Annotated in this window: 20 protein-coding genes; 6 read left to right on the top strand and 14 right to left on the bottom strand. The window is 59.2% G+C overall.

Translation table 11 applies throughout. From position 1 onward, the window contains the following. Positions 1–11: 11 nt before the first annotated feature. Together QP999_RS10165 and QP999_RS10160 are read right to left on the bottom strand one after the other, a co-directional pair. Positions 12–2,108 (bottom strand): PTS fructose transporter subunit IIABC, encoded by a 2,097-nt coding sequence (locus tag QP999_RS10165; RefSeq protein WP_284848243.1) that lies wholly within the window; start codon positions 2,106–2,108, stop codon positions 12–14. Between the two features lie 22 nt (positions 2,109–2,130). Further along, the gene (locus QP999_RS10160; protein WP_070531378.1) at positions 2,131–3,102 is read right to left on the bottom strand and encodes a 1-phosphofructokinase family hexose kinase; all 972 of its coding nucleotides are present in this window, start codon (positions 3,100–3,102) and stop codon (positions 2,131–2,133) included. Positions 3,103–3,339: 237 nt separating this feature from the next. On the opposite strand from QP999_RS10160, the gene ptsP reads away from it, so the two are divergent. After that, positions 3,340–5,034 (top strand): phosphoenolpyruvate--protein phosphotransferase, encoded by a 1,695-nt coding sequence (ptsP, locus tag QP999_RS10155; protein ID WP_070524477.1) that lies wholly within the window; start codon positions 3,340–3,342, stop codon positions 5,032–5,034. A 98-nt stretch (positions 5,035–5,132) separates the two neighbouring features. Here ptsP and sugR read toward each other — a convergent pair whose 3' ends face one another. Both sugR and lexA read right to left on the bottom strand, forming a co-directional pair. Then, the gene (gene sugR, locus QP999_RS10150) at positions 5,133–5,915 is read right to left on the bottom strand and encodes a transcriptional regulator SugR (protein WP_070524475.1); all 783 of its coding nucleotides are present in this window, start codon (positions 5,913–5,915) and stop codon (positions 5,133–5,135) included. A gap of 367 nt (positions 5,916–6,282) precedes the next feature. Continuing rightward, positions 6,283–7,005 carry a transcriptional repressor LexA gene (lexA, locus tag QP999_RS10145; protein ID WP_070531375.1) on the bottom strand — a complete coding sequence of 241 codons (723 nt, stop codon included), beginning with the start codon at positions 7,003–7,005 and terminating at the stop codon, positions 6,283–6,285. Positions 7,006–7,761: 756 nt separating this feature from the next. Here lexA and nrdR point away from each other — a divergent pair. After that, a complete protein-coding gene (gene nrdR, locus QP999_RS10140; protein WP_010190258.1) occupies positions 7,762–8,220 on the top strand; it encodes a transcriptional regulator NrdR in 459 nt (152 codons plus the stop codon). Here nrdR and hrpA read toward each other — a convergent pair. Continuing rightward, positions 8,217–12,092 carry an ATP-dependent RNA helicase HrpA gene (gene hrpA / locus QP999_RS10135; protein ID WP_284848242.1) on the bottom strand — a complete coding sequence of 1,292 codons (3,876 nt, stop codon included), beginning with the start codon at positions 12,090–12,092 and terminating at the stop codon, positions 8,217–8,219. The genes nrdR and hrpA overlap by 4 nt on opposite strands. A gap of 108 nt (positions 12,093–12,200) precedes the next feature. Here hrpA and QP999_RS10130 point away from each other — a divergent pair, with 108 nt between their 5' ends. After that, on the top strand, positions 12,201–13,268 hold the full coding sequence (locus tag QP999_RS10130; protein ID WP_070524469.1) for an ABC transporter ATP-binding protein: 1,068 nt from the start codon (positions 12,201–12,203) through the stop codon (positions 13,266–13,268). Between the two features lie 141 nt (positions 13,269–13,409). Here the strand turns inward: QP999_RS10130 and QP999_RS10125 are convergent, their stop codons facing one another. Further along, positions 13,410–14,369: a hydrogen peroxide-inducible genes activator gene (locus QP999_RS10125; protein ID WP_284848241.1), complete on the bottom strand. Its 960-nt coding sequence runs from the start codon at positions 14,367–14,369 to the stop codon at positions 13,410–13,412. Positions 14,370–14,542: 173 nt separating this feature from the next. On the opposite strand from QP999_RS10125, the gene QP999_RS10120 reads away from it, so the two are divergent. Further along, a complete protein-coding gene (locus tag QP999_RS10120) occupies positions 14,543–15,136 on the top strand; it encodes a peroxiredoxin (protein WP_070524465.1) in 594 nt (197 codons plus the stop codon). Between the two features lie 43 nt (positions 15,137–15,179). After that, positions 15,180–15,713 (top strand): alkylhydroperoxidase, AhpD family, encoded by a 534-nt coding sequence (gene ahpD / locus QP999_RS10115; protein ID WP_070524463.1) that lies wholly within the window; start codon positions 15,180–15,182, stop codon positions 15,711–15,713. A 110-nt stretch (positions 15,714–15,823) separates the two neighbouring features. Here ahpD and QP999_RS10110 read toward each other — a convergent pair whose 3' ends face one another. The 5 genes from QP999_RS10110 to QP999_RS10090 form a co-directional block, all read right to left on the bottom strand. Next, complete coding sequence (locus QP999_RS10110) at positions 15,824–16,534, bottom strand: VIT1/CCC1 transporter family protein (protein WP_284848240.1); 711 nt, start codon at positions 16,532–16,534, stop codon at positions 15,824–15,826. A 103-nt stretch (positions 16,535–16,637) separates the two neighbouring features. Then, on the bottom strand, positions 16,638–17,015 hold the full coding sequence (locus QP999_RS10105) for a hypothetical protein (protein WP_144014966.1): 378 nt from the start codon (positions 17,013–17,015) through the stop codon (positions 16,638–16,640). Positions 17,016–17,043: 28 nt separating this feature from the next. Continuing rightward, a complete protein-coding gene (locus tag QP999_RS10100) occupies positions 17,044–18,069 on the bottom strand; it encodes a PTS sugar transporter subunit IIC (protein ID WP_502870663.1) in 1,026 nt (341 codons plus the stop codon). Between the two features lie 167 nt (positions 18,070–18,236). After that, the gene (locus QP999_RS10095) at positions 18,237–20,810 is read right to left on the bottom strand and encodes a DEAD/DEAH box helicase (protein ID WP_284848239.1); all 2,574 of its coding nucleotides are present in this window, start codon (positions 20,808–20,810) and stop codon (positions 18,237–18,239) included. A 101-nt stretch (positions 20,811–20,911) separates the two neighbouring features. After that, entirely contained in the window at positions 20,912–21,931 is a 1,020-nt protein-coding gene (locus QP999_RS10090) for a PAC2 family protein (RefSeq protein ID WP_070521987.1), read from the bottom strand. A gap of 351 nt (positions 21,932–22,282) precedes the next feature. Here QP999_RS10090 and QP999_RS10085 point away from each other — a divergent pair, with 351 nt between their 5' ends. Continuing rightward, entirely contained in the window at positions 22,283–23,437 is a 1,155-nt protein-coding gene (locus QP999_RS10085) for a DUF4192 domain-containing protein (protein ID WP_101735669.1), read from the top strand. On the opposite strand, the gene galE is transcribed toward QP999_RS10085, so the two are convergent. From galE to QP999_RS10070, 3 genes are all read right to left on the bottom strand, one after another. Continuing rightward, positions 23,394–24,377 (bottom strand): UDP-glucose 4-epimerase GalE, encoded by a 984-nt coding sequence (galE, locus tag QP999_RS10080; protein ID WP_284848238.1) that lies wholly within the window; start codon positions 24,375–24,377, stop codon positions 23,394–23,396. The two genes, QP999_RS10085 and galE, sit on opposite strands and share 44 nt — an antisense overlap. 4 nt (positions 24,378–24,381) lie before the next feature. Further along, positions 24,382–25,062 carry a metal-dependent transcriptional regulator gene (locus QP999_RS10075; RefSeq protein ID WP_143334833.1) on the bottom strand — a complete coding sequence of 227 codons (681 nt, stop codon included), beginning with the start codon at positions 25,060–25,062 and terminating at the stop codon, positions 24,382–24,384. A gap of 82 nt (positions 25,063–25,144) precedes the next feature. Next, on the bottom strand, positions 25,145–25,379 hold a 235-nt coding region (locus QP999_RS10070), incomplete at its 5' end, for a hypothetical protein (RefSeq protein WP_284848237.1).

The following is a 25,379-nucleotide window of genomic DNA, read 5'->3' as shown; positions in this document are numbered from 1 at the left end:
CGGGTTAAGGGTTAGGCGGCAGCCTTGGCCATGTCGGCCTTCGCTGCAGCCTCTTCAGCAGCCTTGTTGGGCCAGAATCGCTTCATCGCGATGACCGCGATGGCGGACACGATGACGCCGGCAAGGATGGCCACGAAGTACGCCCACGCAGGTTCGATGGCGAAGATAACGAAGATTCCGCCGTGCGGGGCGCGAGACATAACGTCAAGGGACATCGACAGCGCACCAGTGACCGCGCCACCGAGCATCATCGAAGGGATGACACGCAGCGGGTCGGCAGCGGCGAACGGGATAGCACCCTCGGAGACGAAGGACAGGCCCAGCAGCCACGCGGACTTGCCGTTCTCCTGCTCCGCCGGCGTGAACAGGTTCTTGCGCACAAAGGTCGCGATGGACAGTGCAATCGGCGGAACCATGCCGGAGGCCATGACGGCGGCCATGATCTTCATGGAGGCCTCGTCGCCCGTGGACAGGCCAGCGGTGGCGAAGAGGTAGGCAGCCTTGTTGACCGGGCCACCCAGGTCGGAGCACATCATCAGGCCGAGGATGATGCCCAGAAGGACAGCGGAGGAACCAGACATCGAGGACAGCCAGTTCTGCAGGCCTTCCATGATGGCGGCCAGCGGGGCGCCGAGAAGCAGGTACATGAGCAGGCCAGTAATCATCGTGGCAAGCAGCGGGATGATAACGACAGGCATGAGGGAGCCGATCCAACGCGGTACCTTCCACTTGCCAATCCACATCGCAACAAAGCCAGCAATGAGACCGGTGACGAGACCGCCGATGAAGCCAGCGCCGAGAGTCACGGCAATGGCACCACCCGCGAAGCCCGGCGCGATGCCTGGGCGGCCTGCCAGCGCGAAGGCGATATAACCGGAGAGCGCCGCGACGATGAATCCCATCGATGCTTGACCGATGGCGAAGAGTACGGCGCCGATGTACAGGGCGAACCCTGCCTTCTTGAAGGTCATCATTTCGCCGTCGACCATGACGTCATGGCCCGGCAAGTTGGTCAGCGAGTAGTCGGTGGTGATGGCCTGCCACCCATTAGCCATGTCATATCCGCCGAAGAGGAATCCCAGTGCCAGGAGGAGGCCGCCCGCGGCAACAAACGGAACCATGTAGGAAACGCCGGTCATGATGGCTTGTTGAATACGCTTGCCCCAGCCCAGACCCTGGCCATCTTCCTCAGCGCTCGAGGAGGACGCGCCGGCAGTTCCTGCCACCTTGTGCGCGTTGGGGTTCTTCGAGGCGGCGATGGCCTCATCGATCATCACGCCCGGTTCGTTGATGGCGCGCTTGACGCCAGATTCGATGACCGGCTTGCCGGCGAAGCGCTCACGGTCACGAACGCCCACGTCGGTAGCGAAAATCACGGCGTCGGCAGCCGCAATCGTGTCTGCCGAAACAGAGGTGTTGTTGGAGGACCCCTGGGTCTCCACGGTGAGCTCGACGTCGTCGCGTTCCTCGGCGGTTTGAGTGAGGGCATCGGCAGCCATGTACGTGTGAGCAATGCCGGTCGGGCATGCGGTGACGGCCACGATGCGCGTCTTCTTCGACTCTGCAGTCTTGCTCGAAGCAGGAGCCGCTGCCGCTGCACTCGCACCTGCAGTGGATGCTGATTCGGTAGCTGCAGCCTTCTTCTTCGGCTTTTCTGCGTTGACAACGTCGAGGACGAGGGAGACGATCTCTTCTTTGGTCTTCGCAGTTCGAAGGGCTTCCAGGAAGTCCTTCTTCACCAGCGCGCGAGCGAGCTTCGAGAGAATCTTCAGATGGGCCTTGCCGCCTCCTTCCGGAGCGGCGATGAGGAATACCAAGTGGGCGTCCCCGTCGGGGCCCGAGAAGTCGACCCCGCGCGAGAGACGGGCGAAGGCCAGGGTGGGTTCAGACACGGCAGCAGAGCGGCAGTGTGGGATGGCAACGCCGCCGGGGACACCGGTGCCGGCTTTGGCTTCACGCGCGATGGCCGGGCCTGCCAGCTCGTCCACGGAGGTGGCGCGGCCGGTGTCGTGAACAAGCGTGGCCAGATTGGTAATGACTGATTCGATGCTGTCACCGAAGTCGGCGTCGAGCGCCACGAGGTCGGTGGTGATGAGTCGTGATGACATCGGTAGGTACTCCTCAGTACTACTAAAGGTCGGTGACGGCAGAAACCGTCGTGTGTTCGATATCTAGTTCTTCGGGGGTTGGAATCTGGGTTCCCGGGAGTGCTGCGGCTGCTGAACCGTAGGCCACAGCCTGGCGCAGGGCATCGGGGTACGAGGCGCCGGAGCGGCGGGCGAGGATATAGCCGGAGAGCGAAGAATCGCCGGCACCCACGGTGGAGCGCAGGGCAATCGGCGGGGGAGTAGCAGCCCATGCTTCATTGGCCGTGACCAGCACCGCGCCAGCGCCGCCCAGGGTGACAAGAACCTCGGGGATGCCGCGCTTGACGACGACCCTCGCGGCCTCAACCACTCCGCTGAAGTCGCCGTCTTCGGCGGCGGCCTCAAGGGCCTGACCATCGACACCTGCAAGCTGGCCCAGCTCGAGGCCGTTTGGCTTGATGAGGTCGGGGCTGGCTACTTCGAGGTTGTCACCGAGAGCCACCATGGGCGCATCAGAGGTATCGACGGCTATGCGGAGGTCAGGGTTGGCTTCGCGGGCTACCCGGATGAGCTGCGTGTACCAGTCGGTGGGAACGCCTTGGGGGAGAGAGCCTGCCATGACTAACCACTCGGCGTCGGCGCAGTGTTCTGCGAGTGCCTGTGCAACGGCTTGCTGCACGTCCGTATCGAGCGTGGCGCCGGGGCCATTGAGCTTGGTCGTGCGGCCATTCGGCTCGGTCAGAGTGGTGTTGGTACGCACCGCGCTGTGAGTGGGCACGGCCTGCACGGGAATCGATGCCTCGGCCGCGAGGGCCAGGAAAGGATCGGAGGCAACGGCGGGGAGCAGCGCCAGGCTGTCGACGTTGGCGAGCGTTACCGCGTGCGTAACGTTGACGCCTTTACCACCGGCAACGCTGGAGACGGACCCGGCGCGGTGAACAGCACCAGGTTCGAGTTCCTCGTTCAAGCGCACGGTGGCGTCGATGCTCGGATTGGGGGTCAAAGTAAGGATCATCGTGGAGAATGTCCCCTTTCGCGGAGTGCGTATATTGGGGGCAAACGCGCCTCAGCGGCGTGAACAAGAGCTTCGGTGCGGATTGCCCGTTGTCAGCGTGAAATTAATGTTGCTTAATGTTGATTATTGCCCGTATGTGTCCGAATGTCAATGGAATCACTGTGGGTTTCGTTGCATTTTTGGCCGACTTGTGATGATCTGGAAAGAGAAAACATCGTCTCCGTAAGGAAATGTGTCATGGAAAACGCATCCCCATCCATCATTAAAGGCACCGGCGTCGTCGCTGGCGTTGCATACGCTGAGGCGGTGTGGGTCCGCCCACGCCCAGAACTGCCCACGGCTGGAGAAACCGTGGCGGAAGAGCAACGTGATGCCGAATACGATCGCTTCCTCGAAGCGGTAGATATGGTTGCTAGCCGGTTGGAACAGCGTGCAGCTGGGGCCGAAGGCCAAGCGGCTGAAGTTCTTGGCGCAACCGCCGGAATGGTCAAGGACCGAGGCTGGCACAAGGCAGTGCGCAAGGGTATTCGCGGCGGTAAGAACGCCGAGTATGCAGTTGTGGGGGCCACGGACAGGTTTGTCACCATGTTTGAGGCCGCCGGCGGCGTCATGGCTGAGCGCACGACGGATCTCAAGGACGTGCGCGATCGAGTGATTGCTCAGCTGCGCGGTGAGCAAGAGCCGGGTCTCCCCATGGTCGAAGGAGAGGCTGTACTGCTGGCTGACGATCTAGCCCCGGCGGATACCGCAACCTTGGACACCACCCACATCAAGGCGCTCGTGACCGAGCTTGGCGGGCCAACCAGCCACACCGCGATTATTGCTCGCCAGCTTGATCTTCCCTGCATCGTGGCAGTGGGCGCTAAGCTGCGAACGATTGAGGCAGGCACCCAGCTCTTCGTTGATGGCTCCGTAGGATCGGTGTCCCTCGGTGCAGATCGTGCCTCCGCGCTGAAGGCCGTGGAGGAATACCGTGAGAAGGCGGCACGAGTTGCCCAGTGGCGGGGACCAGCCCAGACCAAGGATGGCCATCGCGTGCAGTTGCTGGCCAACGTTGCTGACGGAAACGCAGCCCGCATCGCCTCTGACTCGCAGGCAGAAGGCATCGGCCTATACCGCACGGAGTTGTCCTTCCTCTCTGCCAGCGAGGAACCGACCGTCGAGGAGCAAGCGCGCATCTACGGCAAGGTTTTCAACGCTTTCCCGGAGTCCAAAGTCGTCGTTCGTACGCTCGACGCCGGTTCGGATAAGCCGATTTCCTATGCCACCTTGGACTCGGAAGAAAACCCTGCATTGGGCGTTCGTGGTTTGCGCATCGCCCGCGACAATGAGGCGCTTTTGACTCGTCAGCTCGACGCTATCGCCCAGGCCGCGGAAAAGCGCGGAGATGGGGCTACGACGTGGGTTATGGCGCCGATGGTGGCTACCGCAGTGGAAGCGAAATGGTTCGCTGGTCTGTGCCGCGAGCGCGGTTTGACCGCCGGCGCGATGATTGAGGTTCCCGCCGCAGCCTTGATGGCGGATACCATCATGCCTCACCTCGATTTCGTGTCCATTGGTACCAATGATTTGACGCAGTACACCATGGCCGCGGACCGTCTGTCGCCGCAGCTGGCCTACTTGACCGATCCGTGGCAGCCTGCTGTCCTTCGCCTGATTCAGCACACCTGCGTGGTGGGGCGCGATAACAACGTTCCGGTTGGCGTCTGCGGCGAAGCCGCAGCTGATCCCATGCTTGCCTGCGTGTTGACTGGCCTCGGCGTGACTTCGCTGTCGGCGGCGTCGACTGCGGTTGCTGGCGTCGGTGCGCAGCTGGCTGAGCTCAGCCTTGAGCAGTGCCAGAAGATGGCAGAGGCGGCTGTCAACGCCGAAAGCCCAGCGGACGCTCGTGCCGCAGTGATTGCGCTGCTGGAGGAATACCAGTCCGCTTAGAGCGCTGAATTGCACAGGAGGTGTGCGCCCTCATCATGCGGGGTGCACACCTCCTGAATTGATCTATGGGTGCTGAATTGATCTATTGGTGAAACCGCCTACTTGTCCGCGGCGACAATCACTTCGATGCCGTGCTCGCGCAGAGCCTCAACGTAGGAATCGGGGGCGGCGGCGTCGGTAATGACGACATCAATTTCATCGAGTGATGCAAAGCTGACCAAGTAGTCGTTGCCCAACTTCGATGAATCACACAGCACGACAACGCGGTGCGCATTGGTGACGAATGCTGACTTGATAGCCGCCTCTTGCGAATCGGCCGTGGAGAGCCCGTGGTCAATGGTTAGCGCATTGGTTCCGATAAAGGCGACGTCGGCACGCATCAGGGCCATGGTGCGAAGCGCAGTGTCACCGACGACGGCCTGGGTAATCGCGCGCACGGTGCCACCCAGCAGCTGGACGTCAGATACCCCGTTGCTGGCTAGTGAAAGAGCGATTGGGAGACTATTGGACACAATGCTGAATTGCCCGGCCGAGTAGCGCTGGCCTATGAGATCGGCAAGCGCATTCGTGGTGGTTCCGGCATCGAGAAAGATGCTGCCGCCGTCGGGAAGCTGCTCTAGTGCGGCGCGTGCGATTGCCATTTTGGCGCCCGTGGCCGAACGTTGGCGAGTATCAAGGGTGAATTCGGCGGTCTGGAAGGATTGGGAGGCGACTGCACCGCCATGAACTCGGTGCACAACTCCCTCTCGGTCCAAGACCGCGAGATCGCGGCGAATCGTCTCAGCGGTGACATCGAAGCGCTCGGAGAGCTCGGTGACATTGACTCGTCCTTCTACAGCGGTCAATGACGCAATTTGTCGGCGACGCTCTTCTGCGTACATGGTTCCTCCAAATGAAGTCTGCCTTGTGGTGGTCACTGCGCCCGCCGGTGAAGGAAAAAGGGGCTGGGGCGTGTGAACGAAAAGAACAACGGATGTTGTGGCGATACTTCTATTGTCCCACTGAATGCGAACAAAACGGAACTAAACAAAGAAAAGCTCACATCGGATGCGTGCCTTAGGCATTAAAACCCACGTTTGTACTGGGAGTATCTGAATGTGTGATCTCGGACGCTAAAACGGTCGAAATCGGGCATGTACACACACAAGGGGGTAAAAAGAAACAATCCCCCGGTCCGGTTCGCCCGCACCGAGTGGGTGATTGGTGTGGAGCGGGGAAGGTCTGGGGGAGCGCTGAGGTGGATGGTTTCTAGAGTTTGCGGAATACGGATACTACTTTGCCCATGATTTCGGCTTCATCGCCCTTGATGGGCGAGTAGGCGTCGTTGTGGGGGAGGAGCCATACACCGGAAGAATCTCGGTGAAATTCCTTCACGGTCGCTTCTTCACCATCCAAAAGTGCGGCTACGAACTCGCCTTCTTCTGCAACAGACTGCGAGCGAATGATGACCCAATCCCCGTTGAGGATTCCCGCATCCTGCATTGAATCGCCCACGACTTGCAGCATATATAGTTCGCCGCTGCCCAGGATTTCACCCGGCATGGGGAAGTAGGCGTCGATGTTCTCCTCGGCGGTGATGGGGGAACCAGCAGCAATGCGGCCCACAACAGGAATGTAGTTTGGGGTGGCGGCGTCTTCGGGTGCGTCAGGGGTGGAGGTTCCCGATGGTGCGATTGCCTGCCCGGTCTTTCGTCCGGGCTTTTTGGGGTCGTCGGCGCCGGGGAAATGGCGCACATCAACAGCTCGTGGCTTGTTGGGATCGCGGCGAAGGAAGCCCTTCTCTTCCAGCTGCTTTAACTGATAGGCCACGGACGAGGTGGATTGGAGGCCTGTTGCGTCACCGATTTCGCGGATGCTTGGCGGATAGCCGCGCAACATGACGGCGTCATGGATTACTTCCAAAATGCGGCGTTGGCGAGGGGATAGTGAATCGAGGGAAGGGTGATCGCTTCGCTTCGGATTGCGGGCCATTCTTGCTCCTAGGAACTGTCGGGGTGTGCAGAGATGATGTGCGCGGCTTTGGTGTGCCGGACATAAGTGGGAGTGGGCTGCTGGTGATACTTCCGGTTCCCTTTTTATCACGGAAAGAAAAAATGTTCGACTAACGCCGCCTGAGTGTGGACAAATTTTCGAAGGCCTGCTATAAATCGAACATACACACCAAATCGAACGGTTGATCGAAGGTGATGTTCGAAGATGTCGGGCTTGGTTCGTACACTTCGGGCATTGTCTTAATGAATAAGGAAGACCTAGAAAGGAACCGTCATGGCTATCGCATTAAACAATGCCTCTGTACTGCGCGGGGTGTCCCTCGAGAAGTCTAGCAATCGGGCTGTTCTAGTGCCGCCAGCGGCGGTCTGGGATCCCGCTCAGTCTCGGTCGCTCACGTCTGATGCCCCGCGCAACCTTCCATATGGGCCGTCTCGTGTTCGAACTCTTGCCGTAAACGATAGAACACAGTGCCGTCCAGAAATTCCGGTGAATTCCCAGGTTTCGGCCGCCGGGGCAACATCGGGCAGCCGTCGTAGTCGGTCGAACGTAGGTAACTATGTGCTCGGAGCAGTCTTTGGCGCCGCGGTATTCATCGGCACAGTATGGGGTGGCCTCAGTATCGATAGTGAGGTTGACAGTGCGAGCACCTCTTCGACCACGACGGTCGTGTCTTCGCGCTAGAATTCCTTGGGCCAGCAGCATGTGCGCATTGGTCGAAAGGAAGGATACGGCACTGTGTATTGCCCGTTCTGTCACAACGAACAATCACGCGTTATTGACTCGCGCGTAATCGACAGCGGAACCTCGATCCGGCGGCGTCGCGAATGCGCCGCGTGCAAAGGTCGATTCACCACCATCGAGAAAGCAGTTTTGTCAGTAGTCAAGCGAAATGGCTTGGCTGAGCCTTTCAGTCGCGACAAGCTGATCCGAGGCGTCAAACGCGCATGTCAGGGGCGCGACGTTAGCGATGATGCTTTGAAGAAGCTCGCTCAAGAAGTTGAAGAGACCGTGCGCAGTCACGGCTCCTCGCAAGTCAACGCCAATGACATCGGCCTTGCCATCCTGGAACCTCTGCGAGATCTCGATGAAGTGGCCTACCTGCGCTTTGCGTCCGTGTATAAGTCTTTTGAAAGCGCCGACGACTTTGAATCAGAAATCCGCCTCATGCGTCGGCGCGACCGCGATAGCTTTTAACGCAATTTATCCACTGCCTTTTGGATTCTCCTCAAAGACACCGCGTGGGCAGTGCCCAGGCGTTGTGCGAAGAGCGATACGCGCAGTTCCTCAATCATCCAGTAGATGTCTTTAACCTCACGCGTCTTTTCACGGCCAGGAGGCAGGGACCGCAACCGATTGGCCACATAGGCTTTGGCCTCGTCGACGTCTGCCTGCCGGTCAGCATCGCGGTCCGGGTCCACGTTCATTTCCTCAAGTCTGATGCGCGCGGCCTGGATATAGCGCGGTAAATGGCGCAGGTGCTGGATCCCGTGGACGGTGATGGCGTGCGCGGGCAACAGGAAATTGAGCTGGGCCCGAATATCATCGATGGCCGGCCCCTCCCAGTGCTTCAGCTCAGCATTCAGATTGGAATACTCTGCTAGGCCCGGCGCAATTGCAACGACTGCCTGGCGCACTCTGCCCGGGACCTCCGGTTTGACCGCGTTGAGCAATGCATTGAAGTCACCGGGGGTGCGCACCGGGCCGCCCTTTTCCATCATGATGTCGCGTACTGCGGCAACCCGGGCATCGCTGACAAGTCCTTCCGCCCCGCCGTGGGGGTAGGAGTCGACGGCTACCCGCTGCTGTAGAGGAAGCCCTTTGACCATCTGCTGCGTATTCACCGTAATTTCTCGGAGCAGCAAGGTTAGGGTGGTGGTGATCATGGAGGCGTCGGCAGCCGCCTTGGTGGGATGGACCTTGAGCGCCACGCCGTCCTTGGTCGCTACGAGCGCGGGGTAGGCGGTGACCTCATGCCCATCAACGACGGTTACCACTTCCTCTTCGATGGCGCCGAGTGTATCCTCCGTCCATTCCTTGACCGCAGTGGATTCGGCGGCGCGGCCAACGCGTGAGACCGAGGAGGAAATGTGGCCGGCTTGGCGTTGGACTAGAGCCTGCAGGTTGCGGTCTGAGTCGATGACCTTGCCCCGCTTGTCCACTGCGGCATAGTTCATGCGCAGATGCGGAGGGAGCTGGTCGGGGCGGAAATCGCCGGCGTTGATTCCTTGGCCGCCCATCTCTTGCAAAACCGCAGCGAGTTGCTCGGTGAGTGTGCCCTCATAGGGCAAGAGCTTGGGCAGCGCGCGTTCAGCGAACTCGGGTGCCGGAACCACGGTGCGTCGAAGAGCCTTCGGCAGCGAGCGAATAAGCTCAGTTACGAGCTCTAGACGTAGGCCCGGTACCAGCCAATCGAAGCCTTCTGTGTCCAACCCCGCGAGGAGCGGGACGGGAACCATGAGTGTGACACCGTCGATCGGGTCTCCCGGCTCGAACTTGTAGGACAAGTCGTAGTCGATGCTTCCCTTCAACCAGCGGTCGGGGAAGGCATCCTCGGTGACATCGTGGTCCTCCTCGAGAAGAGCTTCTGGGTCGAAGTCCAAGGAATGTTTGTTCTTCTGCTTTTTCCACCAGGAATCGAAATGCCGGGCGGTGGTGACAGACGCAGGGATGCGCTGATCGTAGAAATCGAAGAGAGTGTCTTCGTCCACGACGAGTCCGCGCCGGCGGGCCTTCTCCTCATATTCGGAGGCCTCGGCGAGTTTGCGCTTGTTGTCGTGGAAGAAGTGGTGGTGGGTGGTCCAGTCGCCGTCGACTAGCGCGTTACGGATGAACATATCGCGCGCTGCCTCAGGATCCACGCGGTGATAGGGCACGGTCCGGTCGGCGACAACAGTGACGCCATAAAGCGTCGAGCGTTGGGTGACGACCGCAGAGCCGCGCTTTCGCGACCACGTCGGGTCAGAATAGTTGTGCTTCAGCAAATCCTTCGCCAGCTTTTCAACCCATGCTGGGTCGATGGCAGCAACGTCGCGCGCCCACAGGCGCGACGTTTCCACCAACTCAGCCGCCATGACGAACTCGGGCGGTTTCTTTGCCAGTGCCGATCCGGGGAAGACGAGGAAGCGGGTATTGCGTGCACCAATGAACTCCTTAGAGTTGCCATCACGCGCGCCGATATTAGACAACAGTCCAGAAAGCAAGGCCATATGGATGTCATCGGGGCGACGCTCTGTGCTTTCCTGGGCTTTCCACCCGAGCTGCTTGGCGACGTCCCGCAGCTGCCGCACCAGATCGAACCACTCGCGGATGCGCATATAGTGCAGGAAGTCGGCCTTCATCCGTTTGCGGAAAGCATTGCCGCTCATCTCATCGCGAGCTTCCTGGACAAAGTCCCACAGGTTGAGCATGGCCACAAAGTCGGAGGTTTTATCCTTGAAGCGGGCATGTGCCTGGTCGGCTTGAGCTTGCTTGTCGCTCGGCCGCTCGCGCACATCTTGGATCGTCATGGCAGCAACGATGACCATGACGTCGTGGAGACACCCGGAAGTCTTGGCCTCGACCAGCATGCGGGCCATGCGTGGATCTACGGGGATGCGGGCAAGATCGCGTCCTATTCGGGTCAGGACAGGTAGTCCGTCTTTTTCTTTGCCCTCGAGGGCGCCCAGTTCGTGCAGAAGAAGTAGGCCGTCTCGTACGGCCTTCCGCTCAGGGGGTTGGACGAAGGGGAAGTCAGCAATGTCACCAAGGCGCAGCGAAATCATCTGTAGGATGACGCTGGCCAGGTTGGTGCGCAGAATCTCGGGATCCGTAAACTCCGGGCGGGATAGGAAATCCTGCTCGCTGTACAGGCGGATGGCGATGCCATCCGCAACGCGGCCACAGCGGCCCGAGCGCTGGTTGGCGCTTGCCTGGGAGACCGGCTCGATGGGGAGACGCTGCACCTTGGTGCGCGTGGAATAGCGCGATATACGCGCCGTTCCCGTATCCACGACGTAGCGAATGCCCGGCACCGTCAATGAGGTCTCAGCAATGTTGGTGGAGAGCACGATGCGCCGTCCGCGGTGCGAGCGGAAAACGCGATGCTGTTCCTGGTTGGACAGGCGTCCGAAGAGCGGAGTGACCTCCACGTTGCGCCAGTGGCGCCCCTCGATGGCCTCCATGGCGTCGCGGATATCGCGCTCTCCGGGGAAGAAGCACAGAATATCTCCTTCGCCTTCGGCCATGAGCTCCTCGATGGCTTCGCAGAGGGCGTCGAGAGGATCGAGGTCGATGGTCTTTCCACCCGATTCGACCTCGAGCGGGCGGTAGCGGATCTCCACGGGGTAGGTGCGCCCGGAGACCTCGATGATGGGGGCAGGTTTGCCCCCAGCGTCCGCGAAGTGTTCGGCGAAGCGCTCGGGATCAATCGTTGCTGAGGTGATGATGACCTTCAGATCCGGACGCTTGGGAAGCAGCCGCTTGAGGTAGCCCAAGAGGAAGTCGATGTTGAGTGAGCGCTCGTGTGCCTCATCGATAATGATCGTGTCGTAGGCATTGAGGAAACGGTCGCGCTGCATCTCTGCCAGCAGGATGCCGTCGGTCATGAGCTTCACGGCGGTGGTGGAGGAGACTTTGTCATCGAAGCGAATGGCATAGCCGACTGTGTCCCCGATGGACTGATCAAGTTCTTCTGCAATGCGCTCGGCGACGGTACGCGCTGCTAGTCGCCGCGGCTGGGTATGGCCAATGAGCCCCCGCCGGCCGCGGCCGAGTTCCAGGCAGATTTTTGGAATCTGTGTGGTCTTTCCCGAACCGGTTTCACCAGCGATGATGACTACCTGATTCTTTTCGATCGCCTCGGCGATATCGTCGCGGCGTCCGGTGACGGGAAGCTCCTCGGGGTAGGTAATCGGCGGCACGTTGGCATCGATGGTGCTCACCTTGTCTTGGGCGGCTGTGATATCGGCCTGGATCGCAGCCAGGGCCTTGGGAGAACGAGCCTTGCGCAGGCGGCGACGGAATGCGCGCTCATCACTCAAAGAAACTGTTGTGAGAGCGCCGTAAAGATCTTCGCGAGTAGCAGTCATAGTTGACCTAAAAGTCTACTCGGAAGGCTAGTCGCTCACAGGTCCAGGTAGAGAAATTGGTACCCTCGTGGTGACTGTGTGAACAATGATTAAAGAAGGGCACAATCAATGACTAATCCTTTTGGTTCGAATCCGGAGGACAACGGCTCCAACGGAGGGTTCGGAAGCAACCCGCAGAACGGCCCCAGTAATTCCTCCGGGAACACTGGTGGACTTCCAAAGTATGAACCCACCAGCCACCCAGAAGACCAGGCTGGTTTCGGTCAATCCGGCAACTATGGCAACTATGGCGGCGGAGCTTACGGCTCTCAGTCCTATGGTGGGTACGATGCTGGCCAGCCGGGTTATGCCGGTGCGAGCTATGGGAATAGCTCCGGTCAAGAGGGCCTCGGCCCAGGTGCCGGTCCGGCCTATACGGGTCCAGTCAGCGCTATCGAAGCGATCAAATGGGGATTCAAGGCCGCGCTCGGCAACGCACTTTTGTGGGTGTTGGGAGCCGTCGTCGTGCTTGCTATTCAGTTTGTCCCACAAGTTGGAATCAGCGTTGGTGCGCAGAGTGCCGATGGGGCGGAGACCTCCGTCATGTTGGACCTCTTCTCCTTCGCGGTGTCTATCCTGTCCTTTGTCATTTCTCTGGTTGTTTATCGTTTGGCCTACCGTGAAATCGATAAGCCGAGCCCCACATGGGGAACCCTGTTCCAGGGAGTTCGCTGGGTGCCGCCGCTGGTAGTGAATCTTGTCTTGGGCATTCTCGCAGCGATTGCCCTGGTGATCGTCATCGTCGTCCTGTTTATGGTGGTCCTCGGCGGTGTGGAAGGTACGGACCTCCAGAACCCAGAGCAGCTCAGCCAGAGCGATGTTTTCGCGCTCGTTGGCTCCATCTTTGGTGGGCTCCTTGTAGTGATGTTGATTGCGCTGTTTATTCAGCCCTTCTTTACCCTCATGCCCTGGTTGGCAGCCGATACTTCCTCGATCGGCGAGGCTTTCTCCCAGGGACTCAAGCTGGGCAAGGAAAACTACAGCCACCTTTTGCTGTTTATTGTCCTGTCTGGCCTCTTGGGTTTCGCGTCCCTTATTACCTTGGGCTTGGCTCTGATTATTATCGCGCCGGCCCTTCAGCTGGCGACAGCGCACCTGTGCCGCCAGTGCCAGGGTCGTTATGCTCCCGCAGCTTAAGGTCTAAACCAGACCTATAACGCAACGCCGCCTAAGCTTTCCGCTTGTTTAGCCACCGCCTACCGAGGCGGGCCGGGCTACAAGAGGTAAGCCAAGGGCGGCGTTGTAGTTTTTAATGCCATCAGAGTTGGGGGGCTCGAATTACGAGGTCGGGAAGAGGGCTCGGGAGCGTTCCGCAGCGTCCTGGAAGGCGGCGGTGACCAAAGAGCCAAAGGCGCGAAATTCATCAGCGCGGGCAGCAGACGATCGGAAAACGAGTCCAACCGGGCGCTCCGCTGTTACCGTGGGGGCGAAACGGGCGACCGCAAGCTGCGGGTTTTGGCATTCCGTTGCGAGCGCTGATTCAGGGACAAGGGTAGTGCCTAGATTTCCCATGACGAGCTGCAGGATAGTGGTCAGCGACGATGCTCGGGTGACGGCATTGGTGGCTTCGGAGGGGTTTACCTTGGCGCGACGGCATAGGTCGAGGACTTGGTCGCGGAGGCAGTGGCCGTCGTCAAGCAGCAAAAGGTCAAGGTCTGCAAGCTCTTCGAGTGTGAGATCCTCGCGCCCCGCGAGCGGGTGTCCTGCCGGTGTTACGACGGTAAAGGATTCGCTATAGAGAGGAGTCTCGACCATCCCGGTGGCCTCGGTGGGCAGTGCGGCCACAGCGAGGTCTAAGCTGCCCTCGCGCAGCTTGTCTAACAGGTGTTGAGTCTGTTCCTCGACGAAGCGTGGTTCTAGATCGGGGTAGGTTTCGCTGATGGATTTCAGCAGCCCCGGCAAAATATAGGGTGCGATGGTGGGGATGATTCCGATGGTGAGGGGGCCAGTTAACGTACCGCTTGCACCGTGGGCTTGGCTGAGGAAGGCATCGGACGCTTCGAGCGTTGCCTTGGCGTAGGGGAGGAGCGCCTCGCCGGTGGACGTCACGATGACTTTGCGGGTAGAGCGCTCGATGAGCTGGACGCCCAAGCCTTGTTCGAGGGCGACGAGTGCTTGGGAGAGCGAAGGCTGGGAGATATCGAGTTTGGCGGCCGCGGAGCCAAAGTGTTTGTTCTCCGCAATCATGACGAAGGTGCGCAACTGGGCGAGGGTTGGGCGATACTCCTTATTGTTCATGCCTATAACTCTAACATCTCTAATTCGTCGGGCCTATTGACGTGCGAGGGGGTTCGTGGCATACTTAACAAGCGAGCGGCTGCGTACCAGCTAAAAGGCAAAATGGTGTGCGGTCGTAGAGATTTACATCACTTTTGTGCATTGTTGTGACTATTGAAGGAGTTGAATCTTCTATGCCTATCTTGACCGTTGGTGAGAAGTTCCCAGAGTTCGAACTGACTGCGCTGAAGGGCGGCGACCTCCACGACGTCAACGCTAACCAGCCGGAGGATTACTTCGAGCAGGTGTCTTTGGACAAGTACCAGGGGATGTGGAAGGTTGTATTCTTCTACCCGAAGGACTTCACCTTTGTGTGCCCGACTGAGATCGCAGCCTTCGGCAAGCTGGATGAGGAATTCCAGGACCGCGATACCCAGATCCTCGGCGGCTCCACCGACAATGAGTTTGCGCACTTCAACTGGCGTGCAACCCACCCGGAGCTGAAGGAAGTCCCGTTCCCGATGTTCTCTGATATTCGCCACGACCTCATCCGCGCCCTCGGTGTGGAGAACGCCGACGGCGTTGCTGACCGCGCAACTTTCATCATTGACCCGGACGGTGTTATCCAGTTCGTGTCCGTGACCCCGGACGCTGTCGGCCGCAACGTTGATGAGGTTCTGCGTGTGCTCGATGCGCTGCAGTCCGAAGAGGTTTGTGCCTGCAACTGGGAGGCTAATGACCCGACGAAGAACATCGACAAGCTCGAGGTCGTTCAGTCCGCACTGTAAGACATCGCTAAGCACAACCGTCCAACCATAAAGGAGTTACTCAGTGTCCATCGACAACCTGAAGTCCGCACTTCCGGCGTATGCCAAGGATCAGAAGCTCAACATCGGTACGCTGACGCGTACGACCGAGCTGAATGAGGAGCAGCTGTGGGGCAGCTTGGTCGCTGCTGCGGCCGCCACCCGTAATGATCTGGTCCTGAAGGAGATTCTTGAGGAAGCCCGCGAGCACCTCAGCGAAGAGGCAGTTGACGCAGCTCTCGGCTCCGCCACGGTGATGGCTATGAATAACGTGGCCTACCGCGCAAAGAGCTGGTTGGGCGATGATTTCGCGCAGGTCAAGTTCGGTCTGCGCATGAACATCATTGCTAAGCCTGGCGTAGACAAGGCAACGTTTGAGCTGTGGAGCACCGTTGTCTCTGCTATCAATGGCTGCGAGCACTGCCTGACTGCACACGCCAATACTCTGTTGGAGGAGGGCGTGACCAAGGAGCAGATTTGGGAAGGCGTCAAGGTCGCAGGCGTTGTTCAGGCTGTGGCGCAGGCGCTGCAGGCTGAGGCTGTGCGCTCCGCTGAGTAGATAAACAGCATGCCTTCTTAGGCGCACGATAGAGAAGTCCCACTCCCGTGATTATGTACAGGGGAGTGGGACTTTTTGTGCCTCAAAGGGCTGGGGAGGTTTGCGGCCTTCTAGCGGATGACCCCGCCGAAGGCAACGCCGATGCCATAGGTAATGGCTAGCCCGAGCGCTCCACCAATGTCGAGGCGGAAGACGGAACGTGCGGCATTTGTACCGGCGAGGCGAGCAGACACGTAGCCCGTAATTGCCAGGGCAATGAGAGTGATCACGGCGACGACTGCTGCGGCCATGCTCATCGGGGCTGTAAAGATTGACAGGAGGGGCAGCGCTGCACCGGCAAGGAAAGATACTGCCGACCAGAAAGCGGCGTGCCAAGGGTTCGTCAGGTCCTCACCATCGATTCCCATTTCCAGCCTCAGGTGTGCCTCCAAGAGCCTATCTTTGGCGGCGATCTCATGTGCTGCGGTGTCTGCGGTAGTGGTGTTCATGCCGTAGTCAGCCAACATGGAAACGAGTTCCGCGTGTTCTTGCTCAGGAAGCTCTGCCAGCTCGCGGGTCTCCTTGGCTATCATCATCCGTTCGGAGTCACGCTGCGCTGACACCGAGACGTATTCTCCCAGCGCCATCGACGCGGCTCCCGATACGGTTGCGGCCAAGCCGGCGGTGAGGATGGCGCTTGCCGACGCCCCCGACCCCACGACGCCGAGCAGAAGTGCGGCGACGGAGACGATGCCGTCATTAGCGCCGAGAACTCCCGCCCGAAGGGAATTTAACCGCGCGTTGTGTGAATCGCCATGGGGCTCATTGACATGGTGTGCCATTTCCAGCTCCTGACTCCTAGAGAACTGTTCTTACTCCAGTATCGTCGCTGGTCAGAGTCCTGTAAAGCGTGTATAGGCTTCGCTGTGTGTAGGGAGTGAAGGCTTAGGTAATTGTTCCGGTCCACTCACCGCAGGGGATGCCGTCCACTGACAGGCCCATCGTGAAGACTTCCTCTTTTAGATTAAAGTGGGCGGTGGGCAGCGTGATAGCGAGCGCCTCGGGGGAGTAGTTGTATTGATAATCAACTGGACGGTGGGCGTCCCTCGTGTCTTCTCCGTATGAAGCGATCTCCATCGAGCTGAGGTTGGCTTGCTCGAAGTGGGCGATGAGCTGAAGGTCGAGGGTGTGCAGCTTAAAGACGACGTCACGGTGGTGGGGCATGCCTCCGAGGAGCCAATGCACAGTGACTGAGTCCTCATGCGTCTCAAAACTAACGCCGGCAAGGTGGATGCTGGTGGCTGGGGATTTTGGGTTAGTCATAGTGGCGCCCACTGTACTCCCCATGTCGCTACTTGAAATCGAGGGAAAAGTATTCAGATTTGGTTAAGTGCAGAACCTTTTCAAAGAGCCAGCAAAAGAGCAGCGCAAGGGCGAGGGGAAGAACGACATATACGAAGGTAATGATCATCACGTTGCCGGCGCTCCATCCCCACCCTTCGTAGTTGAGGGCCGCCAGCGGGCCCATGAGCCCGGAAATTCCGAAACCGGCGGAGATTGGTGTTCCTGAGATCCCTAGAGCCCCACCCACTGCGCCCAGGATTGCGGCGGAGCAAATAACGGGAAGGAAGGTGACCGGCTTGGACAACATGTTGGCCATCTGCACTTTGGGAGAGCCCAGAACATGCAGGATGGAGGTGGCGAAGCCGTTGACGCGCCAGCCGGCAACGAGGAGCGTGAACCCCGCAGCAACGGCTCCGAGGTTAGCGGTGCCAGAGGCGATGCCGTCGATAAAGATGGCGGTAGCAATGCCGACGGTGGAGACTGGGGAGACGATCATGACTGCAAAAAGAACAGCGAGGACTACACCCATGAGGACCGGCTGTAAAGTTGTCGCACCGTTTACGAGGTCACCAAGCCACAGCGTAAAGACCTTGACGATGGGGAAGGTGATAACCCACCCGATGCTGCCCGCAACGAGCGTCACAATGGTGGAAAGCAACAAGATGGAGTAATTCTTGAGCCTATCGCCGATGAAAAGGAGCAAACCAACTGCCATGGCTGCGGTTAATCCAGAGTTGATGACGAGCCCGGTGCCTTTGAGGAAGAAGCCGCCTTCGGGATTGACGGTGGCCACCCCGGAGCCGCAGAAGGAAGCAATCCCCACGGCTGCGGTCTGAATCGGTGTCATCTTGAATTCGATGCCTACGAGGACACCAATCATCACCGGCAAAAGGCTGGCGGCTAGACCCGTCAGCGCTATTACAGTGGACGCGCCGGACCAGAAGGGGAGCAGCGCCTTGGCCAACTCGCCGAGCAAGGCCTGCGGGACGAGCGACACGACGACGGCGATCGAGATACCGTTGAGAACCTTCATGGTGAAGGACCCGAGAGTGAGATGCTCGGCCGCGGGCGCGGCGCTAGCGTGAGGGATGGGGGAAAGCTGGCGTTCGTCTATCTGCTGTGGCGTACTCATTCCCCAATCATACGCATAATATGCGGTTGACGGAGAATAATAACAAAGAAAGGGCGTATTTAAATTCCCTAGTATTCCACGCGTAGTTCGGACAGCCGGACTTCACCAGCCTCATCGGAGGCATCCAAATCGACAGTGCCAACGATGTGGTAGGAGTTGTCTCCCTCTGGGTCCTTGAGGATCTGCCGGACGGTCCACGATCGTGAACCCCCGACGCCACGAGCCCCTGAGCCCTTGTCGCCCTTGTCCATGACAAAGTACTCCGGCCCCCGTGCTGCTGGCCCAGTATCGATGTCATCGTAGTCATCGAAGTAGTCATCGAGAGCTTGGCCAAAGTCGGGGATCTCCTCCAAATAATCCAACAAATCTGCCAAGCGATCTTCCTTCTCCAAGGCAAAGAGCTGCGCGAGCCGGAAGAAGTAGTTGCGCACCATGATGCCAAAGGCGCGCTGATTGGCTGTCAAGGCGGTGGGATCCTCAACGCCGAAGGCCAATTCGCGGTCCAAATCCGCCTGGGAAATGGGGGAGTCCTCGCCGGCCATTTCAGCCCACTCGTCGACGAGCGAAGAATCAACCTGGCGGATAAGTTCTCCGAGCCAGACGATGATGTCTTCGAGCTCCTCGGTAAGGAACTCGGCAGGGATCGACTGCTTGAGCGTGCGCCAAGCATCAGTGAGGTAGCGCAGGATGACGCCTTCAGAGCGGGCGAGTCCGTAGGTGGCGACAAGGTCGGAGAAGGTCATGGCGCTCTCTAGCATGTCGCGAACCACAGACTTAGGACGCAGCTCAAATTCCTTGGCCCAAGGATTGGTTTCGCAAAAAGTGTCGTAGGCCTGCTCCAAGAGCTCTTCGAGTGGCTTCGGCCAGGTGATGTCTTCCACGATGGCCATGCGTTCGGTGTAGTCCACCCCGTCTGCTTTGAGCGCCGCGATCTCCTCGCCACGGCGTTGCTTTTGCTGAGCAATTAGGACTTGGCGAGGATCATCGAGCACCGCCTCGAAGACCGAGATGACGTCGAGGGCATAGGTGTCCGATTCCGGATCCAGCAAGGTGAGTGCCGCCAACGCGAAGGGCCCCAAAGGTTGGTTCAAGGCGAAATCGCGCGGCATTTCCCGCACCACGTGGTACGGGCGTCCATAGATGTCGAGACCCTTGGTGGATTTTTGGACCACGCCTGAATTGAGAAGCCCTCGAAACAGGCTCAGCGCCGTTAAGATGTCTTCGTTCTGGCGCGCACGCGTGTTGTGGCTCGTACGCAGCAGGTGTTTTAGGTGTTCGTAGCCGTTGCCGTGGCGGGCGAGCACATTGAGCAGCATGGAATTGGAGACCCGGAATTGGGAAGTGAGCTGCTCCGGTTCGGCGTCGATAAGCCGGGCATAGGTCTGCTCCGACCAAGAGACCTCACCGTCGCGCGCGGACTTCTTCTTCAGCTTCTTTAGGCGCGCCGGGTCATCGCCCACGCGCCGCCGCGCTTTGGCGTTTTCGATCTCGTGCTCCGGTGCCTCGACGACGACAGTGCCTTCCGTGTCATAGCCTGCGCGGCCGGCGCGACCGGCAATCTGGTGAAACTCGCGGGACTTGAGGATCCGCTGACGGGTTCCGTCATACTTGGCCAGGCCCGTCATCAACACCGTGCGGATCGGAACATTGATGCCAACACCTAAGGTATCCGTTCCGCAAATGATCTTGAGTAGACCCTTTTGGGCCAGCCGCTCCACCAAGCGCCGATACTTCGGCAGCATGCCGGCATGGTGCACACCAATTCCCTTGCGAAGCAGCTTAGACAGGTCCCTGCCGAACGTCGTGGTGAATCGGAATCCCGCGAGCTCAGCGGCAATGGACTCCTTCTCCTCTGGGGTGATGATCTTTGACAGCGACGTCAATGCTTGCGCGCGCTCTGAGGCCTCGCGCTGGGAGAAGTGGACAACGTAGACAGGAGCCTTGCCACCAGCGAGCAAATCCTCGATGGTTTCATGGACAGCGGAAAAGACGTAAGAGAAGTCCAACGGGACTGGGCGGGTTGTCCCAGCCACGAGCGTCGTCGTGCGTCCGGTGCGCTCAGTTAAGTCCTTCTCCAGCCACGTCGTATCGCCCAAGGTCGCGGACATGAGCAAGAACTGTGCCTTCGGCAATTCCAACAGCGGAACCTGCCAGGCCCAACCGCGATCCGGCTCAGAATAGTAGTGGAACTCATCCATGACCACCTGATCGATGGCAGCTTCCGCGCCATCACGCAGTGCAATATTGGCGACGATCTCCGCGGTCGCAGCAATGATGGGCGCGGAACCGTTCACCGTGGCATCACCGGTCATCATGCCAACGTTTTCTGGGCCAAAAATCTCACAGAGAGCGAAGAATTTCTCGCTCACCAAGGCCTTGATCGGGGCGGTATAAAAACTGCGCTGCCCTCGTGCCAAAGCAATGAAGTGGGCGGCGTTGGCCACCATGGACTTACCGGACCCGGTAGGCGTGGCCAAGATGACATTATCCTGCGCGAGGATAGCTAAAGAGGCCTCTTCCTGCGCCGGATAAAGCGAGATTCCACGGCTGGAGGTCCACGATAAAAACGTGTCCCAGATGGCCTCATCAACCATCGACTCGGGGACTTCGGCGAGATCGGGCAACATCTGAGAAAGGTTCACCCATCCCACCTTAGGCGAAAGCCTTAGATCATAAGTCTCCGCCCTGCGGCTGTGAAAGACCGAGACCCTCGACAGCCGCGGCGTGTTGAGCTTATCTGAGGTTAGACGTCATCGTCCATGTCTGAGCCGGGGCCCTCGTCGCGCCCGTAGTTATCCTCGCGGTCGTCGATGTCTTCAGAGAGGATATCCGGGTTGTCATCGAGCCCGGCAAGGAAAGCCTCGAAGTCTGCTCCGATCTCCTCGCCCGTAGGCATGTGCTCTTCACCCGGCATAATGGCCTGCGGATGGCGGGAACGGTAGCGCTCCATATAAGCGTCGTACTGCTCTTCCAACTGGCGGACCACGCCCGCGATCTCTTCAGAATCCGTCACCTGCTCCTCGAGCTGCTGGTTGACGCGAGCGACGTCTGCCTCCAAGCTGCCCAAGGGAATGTTGAGGTCGACTGCTGAGGCAACCGAGTCCAGAAGGCGGAGCGTGGCCGCTGGATAAGGCGAGGCCGCCAGATAGTGCGGCACATGCGCGGTATAGCCGGCCACGCGGCGGCCCTTCTTATCCAAGGCACGCTCAATATACAGGGCGGCTGCGCCGGGGACCATCATGGTGGATTCCATGCGCACCATAGAGTTAAGGAGTTCCGGGGCATTGCCGTGCGCAGTGACCACCGTGGGGCGGGTGTGTGGCACCGGCATGGGCGCGGAGTAGAGCATGATGGTGTTCTTGATATCGAACTTTTCAACCAAGTTCACTACTGCATCCGTAAAAGCCTCCCACCGCAAGTCCGGTTCCGGTCCGGACAGCAGCAAGAAAGGCGTGCCGGAATTATCCCGCAATACCTTGATGCCCAAATCCGTGTTCTCAATCTCCACGGTGCGGTCATGGTCGATAGTGACGGCAGGGCGGCGTGAACGGTAGTCAATGAGTTCGTCGTTATTAAACGAGGCCAGCTGGCGGTTTTCCAACGCGGCTTTGAGGTGATCAGCGCTGGCTTCAACGGCCTGGCCTGCATCGGCGTAGCCATTCATGGCAACGATCATTGTGGGGCCTGCGCCTGGAGTGGAATCATCCTTGACCACTGGAGCGGGGTACTCCAGCTCGTACATGCGGCGCTGTTCTTCCTGCATGGTTGTGACTCCTCCTTCTAGCCGTGTGCTTGTTTTCGAGCGTACGACCTCAATCAGTGTTCTGTGACATGCAACGCTTAAAACTTGCCGCCTATTCCCCGAGGCGACTGTGCGTCCGGGGCGAACGCGTAGCTGGTCCGTGCGCGCGGGGGGTTCCCGCAGGAAACCTGTGATGATCGTTCAAGCATGCCATATGGAGGCTGGTTGTGCCAGGATTCCACTTGCTGGGTGTGGAAAACCGGGCTACTTCCAGTGGACTGCATACTAGCCCGGACTCGTTATCCACAGATGTGCCGTGGACGGTCTTAGTGCTCTAGCGAACCGAGGTAGGTGTGGTTCAGGCTACAGGGTATGAACACACTCTCAACGCATACAGACCGCACTCCACCGATAACGACCCCAGGTCACCTCCTCGCAAACATTCCTGGCCTCCTAGGCTTCTATCCCACTGAATCGGTGGTTTTCATGGCTATCGATACCACCCCGCGGGGCCCAGCAATGGGCCCGCTTGCTCGCGTCGACATCGCAGATGCCCAAGGGGCAGTAGCGGACATCTCGCCGTTACTGGCCGAGCACGCCCGCGAAGGTGTGTTTGCATTCCTTATTTCGAAGCGTCCCCTCACCGAGCTCAGGGAGGTGGTTCACTGGCTGTATAGCCTAGACCGCGCCGAGGACGGGCTGGAGGTCGACGCTGCGTGGCATACCCGGGAAATCACCAAACATGAGGGCTACGTGTTGTTGCACGGAACCGTCAACGCGGATGGAAGCGGGCCAATGAAGAAGTGGGTTGAGGGGACAATACCGGCGCTGACCGACGCCCCCTCGATGCGCTCTTGCGTCGACCACAATGTTGTACCGGAGCTCAATAGGGAGGAGTTCTTTGCTGTCTTTGCCGCAGGGAACCAGTATTTGGATGCTGCCGAAGCCGATGCCTTGGCGCGGCAAGCGCGAGATGCGGCGACGCAGTATCGTGCGCAGGTAGCAGCTGCGCGGGGAAAGAAACGAAAGGACCTCTTGGATCACTTGCTCGACGATGCTCGGTGGGCGCTTCACCAGGTGGCCTCGGTGGAGGAGGCTGAGCAGGACAGTGAGCTGCTGGCAACCTGTGCTGTGTGGCTGTCGACGACGTGGACGCGCGACCTCGTCGTGGACGTGTGCGCGACGTCGGGCGAAACGGGAGCGCATCTCCTTCTGGCGGCGGCGCGGACATTCGGCGGCGAGTTGCGGGCAAACGCGCTGACTCTCTTTGCACTGGCGCAGCTGGAACAGGAGTGGGATATCCTCGCCGGCCCTGCATTGCAGCTCGTCGTGGAAGAATTTCCCAGCCACCGCCTAGGCTCACTCCTGTGCCAGGCATACCGTCATGGCCTCCACGAAAAGATTCGGGACTCAATTCATACAGGCGCCCTCAAAGCCTATGAAAACGCTATAGGGGAAGGGGAGGAGCATTCAGAGGATGCGGCTAGCGATGCGCAGAATGTGCACGCTCGCCGAGCTGCTGGGTGAAGGTCCACGCGTCTGTCACGATGGTGGTTAGATCGGTGCGGCTGGGGTTCCACCCGAGCTCGGATTTGATCTTTTCCGAGGAAGCCACGAGTGTTGCGGGATCCCCAGCGCGGCGAGGTGCAAGCTCAGCCGGGATGGGGTGACCGGTGACCTCACGGCAGGCCTCAATGACCTGTTTGACAGAGTAGCCATCCCCGGAGCCAAGGTTGTAGATGCGGTGCGTTCCTGCGGCGTTGCTCTCCAGCGCTAGGACGTGGGCCTCTGCCAAGTCTCGGATGTGGATGTAATCCCGAACCGCGGTGCCGTCGGCGGTGTCGTAGTCATCGCCGAAGATGAAAATCTTGTCGCGATGCCCCAGCGCTACCTGCAGGACGAGGGGAATGAGGTGGGTTTCTACTTCGCGATTTTCTCCAATGGTGCCGTAGGCTCCGGCGACATTGAAGTAGCGCAAGGAGGTCGCCCCAAGGCCGTAGGCAGTGGCATACGACGTGATTATGTAGTCAATTGCGAGTTTGGAGGCGCCGTAGGGATTCGTTGGCTGCGTAGGCATCGACTCCGTAATTGGCACTTGCGCCGGCTCGCCGTAGGTTGCCGCGGTCGAGGAAAAGACGAGGTTTGTGACCTCGAATTCCCGCATGGCGTTCAGGAGCGTCAGCGTGGTTACGACATTATGCTGCCAATAGTCAGCGGGGGCTTCAACGGATTCACCGACGAGGGAACGCGCCGCAAAGTGCAGCACGCCGTCGAATCCACCTTCAGACAACACCTCACGGGCGACATCAGCGACGTCGCCTTCAACGAGACGTGCCTGCTCTGGGATGGCCTCGCGGTTGCCGGTAGAGAAGTTGTCGATGATGGTGACGTCGTGGCCTTTTTCGACCAAGACTGCCGCGCACACACTGCCGACATATCCGGCACCACCGGTAACTAACAGCTTCATCGTATTACTTCTCCTTAACTCGGATGGCGTGGGCGAGTTCGTCGACAAGCTCGACGGTATGCCCAGATTTCGTCGTCAGCGTAATGGTTCCGCTCTCATTGACCACCGTCACCTGCGAACCGATTTGGATTCCGCAGGAATAAAGATCATCGAAGGTCGAGCTATCGGCCTGCAAAACCTCATTGATTTGCACGATGGTGGCTTCAGTTTCTTGTCCCGTAGGGAGGTCGATGGCGCGGGTTCCCAAGTCGAGCTCCACCGGGGTCGTACCCAACTGTGCCAAGCCTGGGATGGGGTTGCCGAATGGTGAGCGCGAGGAATCCTCCAATACCGCGACGACGCGCTTTTCTACCTCTTCACTCATGACGTGTTCCCACCGGCAGGCCTCGTCGTGGACCTTGTCGATATCCAGTCCAAGGACGTCTGTGAGCAAGCGTTCAGCTAGGCGGTGCTTGCGCATGACGTTGGTTGCCAATTCGCGGCCCTGTTGGGTGAGGTCGAGGCTGCGATCAGTGCGCACGTGGAGCAGGCCATCGCGCTCCATACGAGCCACGGTCTGAGATACGGTTGGCCCAGACTGCTCTAAACGCTCTGCGATCCGTGCGCGGAGGGGAGTGATGCCTTCCTCTTCGAGCTCGTAGATGGTGCGCAGATACATTTCCGTGGTGTCAACTAGGTCCCTCACGTGGGCTTACCTTTCTGCGTTGTGGGCGGTGCGTAGCCACATAGGTTTAGACGCGGTAATAAGGATGTATTAAGAGAATATCTTAAACAATAGCGCATTCGTCGAAAGTATTGAGCGCGCAGCGCTGTGCCTCCGGCGGGGTTCGACGGGGCACGGCAACCTCGCGGGACCTTGTGGAACGACGAAAGCCACCGAGCACTGACCGCCAAAGCCCACAATGCTGTTTCAGCTGGGCTAGCAGTGTTATGTCCATAGGGTTTTTGGACATGGAGTCCGGTGTCTTTTTGGACACGGAATCCATGGAGGTCTTGGACACT

It is taken from the genome of Corynebacterium sp. MSK004 (assembly GCF_030232515.1).
Classification (GTDB): domain Bacteria; phylum Actinomycetota; class Actinomycetes; order Mycobacteriales; family Mycobacteriaceae; genus Corynebacterium; species Corynebacterium hesseae.
Note: the sequence above shows the minus strand (reverse complement) of the source record. Positions and strands in the feature narration are given on the sequence as shown.

Excerpts from the sequence above, each read along its gene's own strand:
- QP999_RS10125 (WP_284848241.1), bottom strand. The coding sequence starts at position 14,369 with ATGAACAATAAGGAGTATCGCCCAACCCTCGCCCAGTTGCGCACCTTC.
- QP999_RS10105 (WP_144014966.1), bottom strand. The coding sequence starts at position 17,015 with ATGACTAACCCAAAATCCCCAGCCACCAGCATCCACCTTGCCGGCGTT.
- QP999_RS10110 (WP_284848240.1), bottom strand. The coding sequence starts at position 16,534 with ATGGCACACCATGTCAATGAGCCCCATGGCGATTCACACAACGCGCGG.
- QP999_RS10120 (WP_070524465.1), top strand. The coding sequence starts at position 14,543 with ATGCCTATCTTGACCGTTGGTGAGAAGTTCCCAGAGTTCGAACTGACT.
- QP999_RS10130 (WP_070524469.1), top strand. The coding sequence starts at position 12,201 with ATGACTAATCCTTTTGGTTCGAATCCGGAGGACAACGGCTCCAACGGA.
- QP999_RS10085 (WP_101735669.1), top strand. The coding sequence starts at position 22,283 with ATGAACACACTCTCAACGCATACAGACCGCACTCCACCGATAACGACC.
- QP999_RS10160 (WP_070531378.1), bottom strand. The coding sequence starts at position 3,102 with ATGATCCTTACTTTGACCCCCAATCCGAGCATCGACGCCACCGTGCGC.
- ptsP (WP_070524477.1), top strand. The coding sequence starts at position 3,340 with ATGGAAAACGCATCCCCATCCATCATTAAAGGCACCGGCGTCGTCGCT.
- QP999_RS10165 (WP_284848243.1), bottom strand. The coding sequence starts at position 2,108 with ATGTCATCACGACTCATCACCACCGACCTCGTGGCGCTCGACGCCGAC.
- hrpA (WP_284848242.1), bottom strand. The coding sequence starts at position 12,092 with ATGACTGCTACTCGCGAAGATCTTTACGGCGCTCTCACAACAGTTTCT.
- galE (WP_284848238.1), bottom strand. The coding sequence starts at position 24,377 with ATGAAGCTGTTAGTTACCGGTGGTGCCGGATATGTCGGCAGTGTGTGC.
- sugR (WP_070524475.1), bottom strand. The coding sequence starts at position 5,915 with ATGTACGCAGAAGAGCGTCGCCGACAAATTGCGTCATTGACCGCTGTA.
- lexA (WP_070531375.1), bottom strand. The coding sequence starts at position 7,005 with ATGGCCCGCAATCCGAAGCGAAGCGATCACCCTTCCCTCGATTCACTA.
- QP999_RS10100 (WP_502870663.1), bottom strand. The coding sequence starts at position 18,069 with ATGAAGGTTCTCAACGGTATCTCGATCGCCGTCGTCGTGTCGCTCGTC.
- QP999_RS10090 (WP_070521987.1), bottom strand. The coding sequence starts at position 21,931 with ATGCAGGAAGAACAGCGCCGCATGTACGAGCTGGAGTACCCCGCTCCA.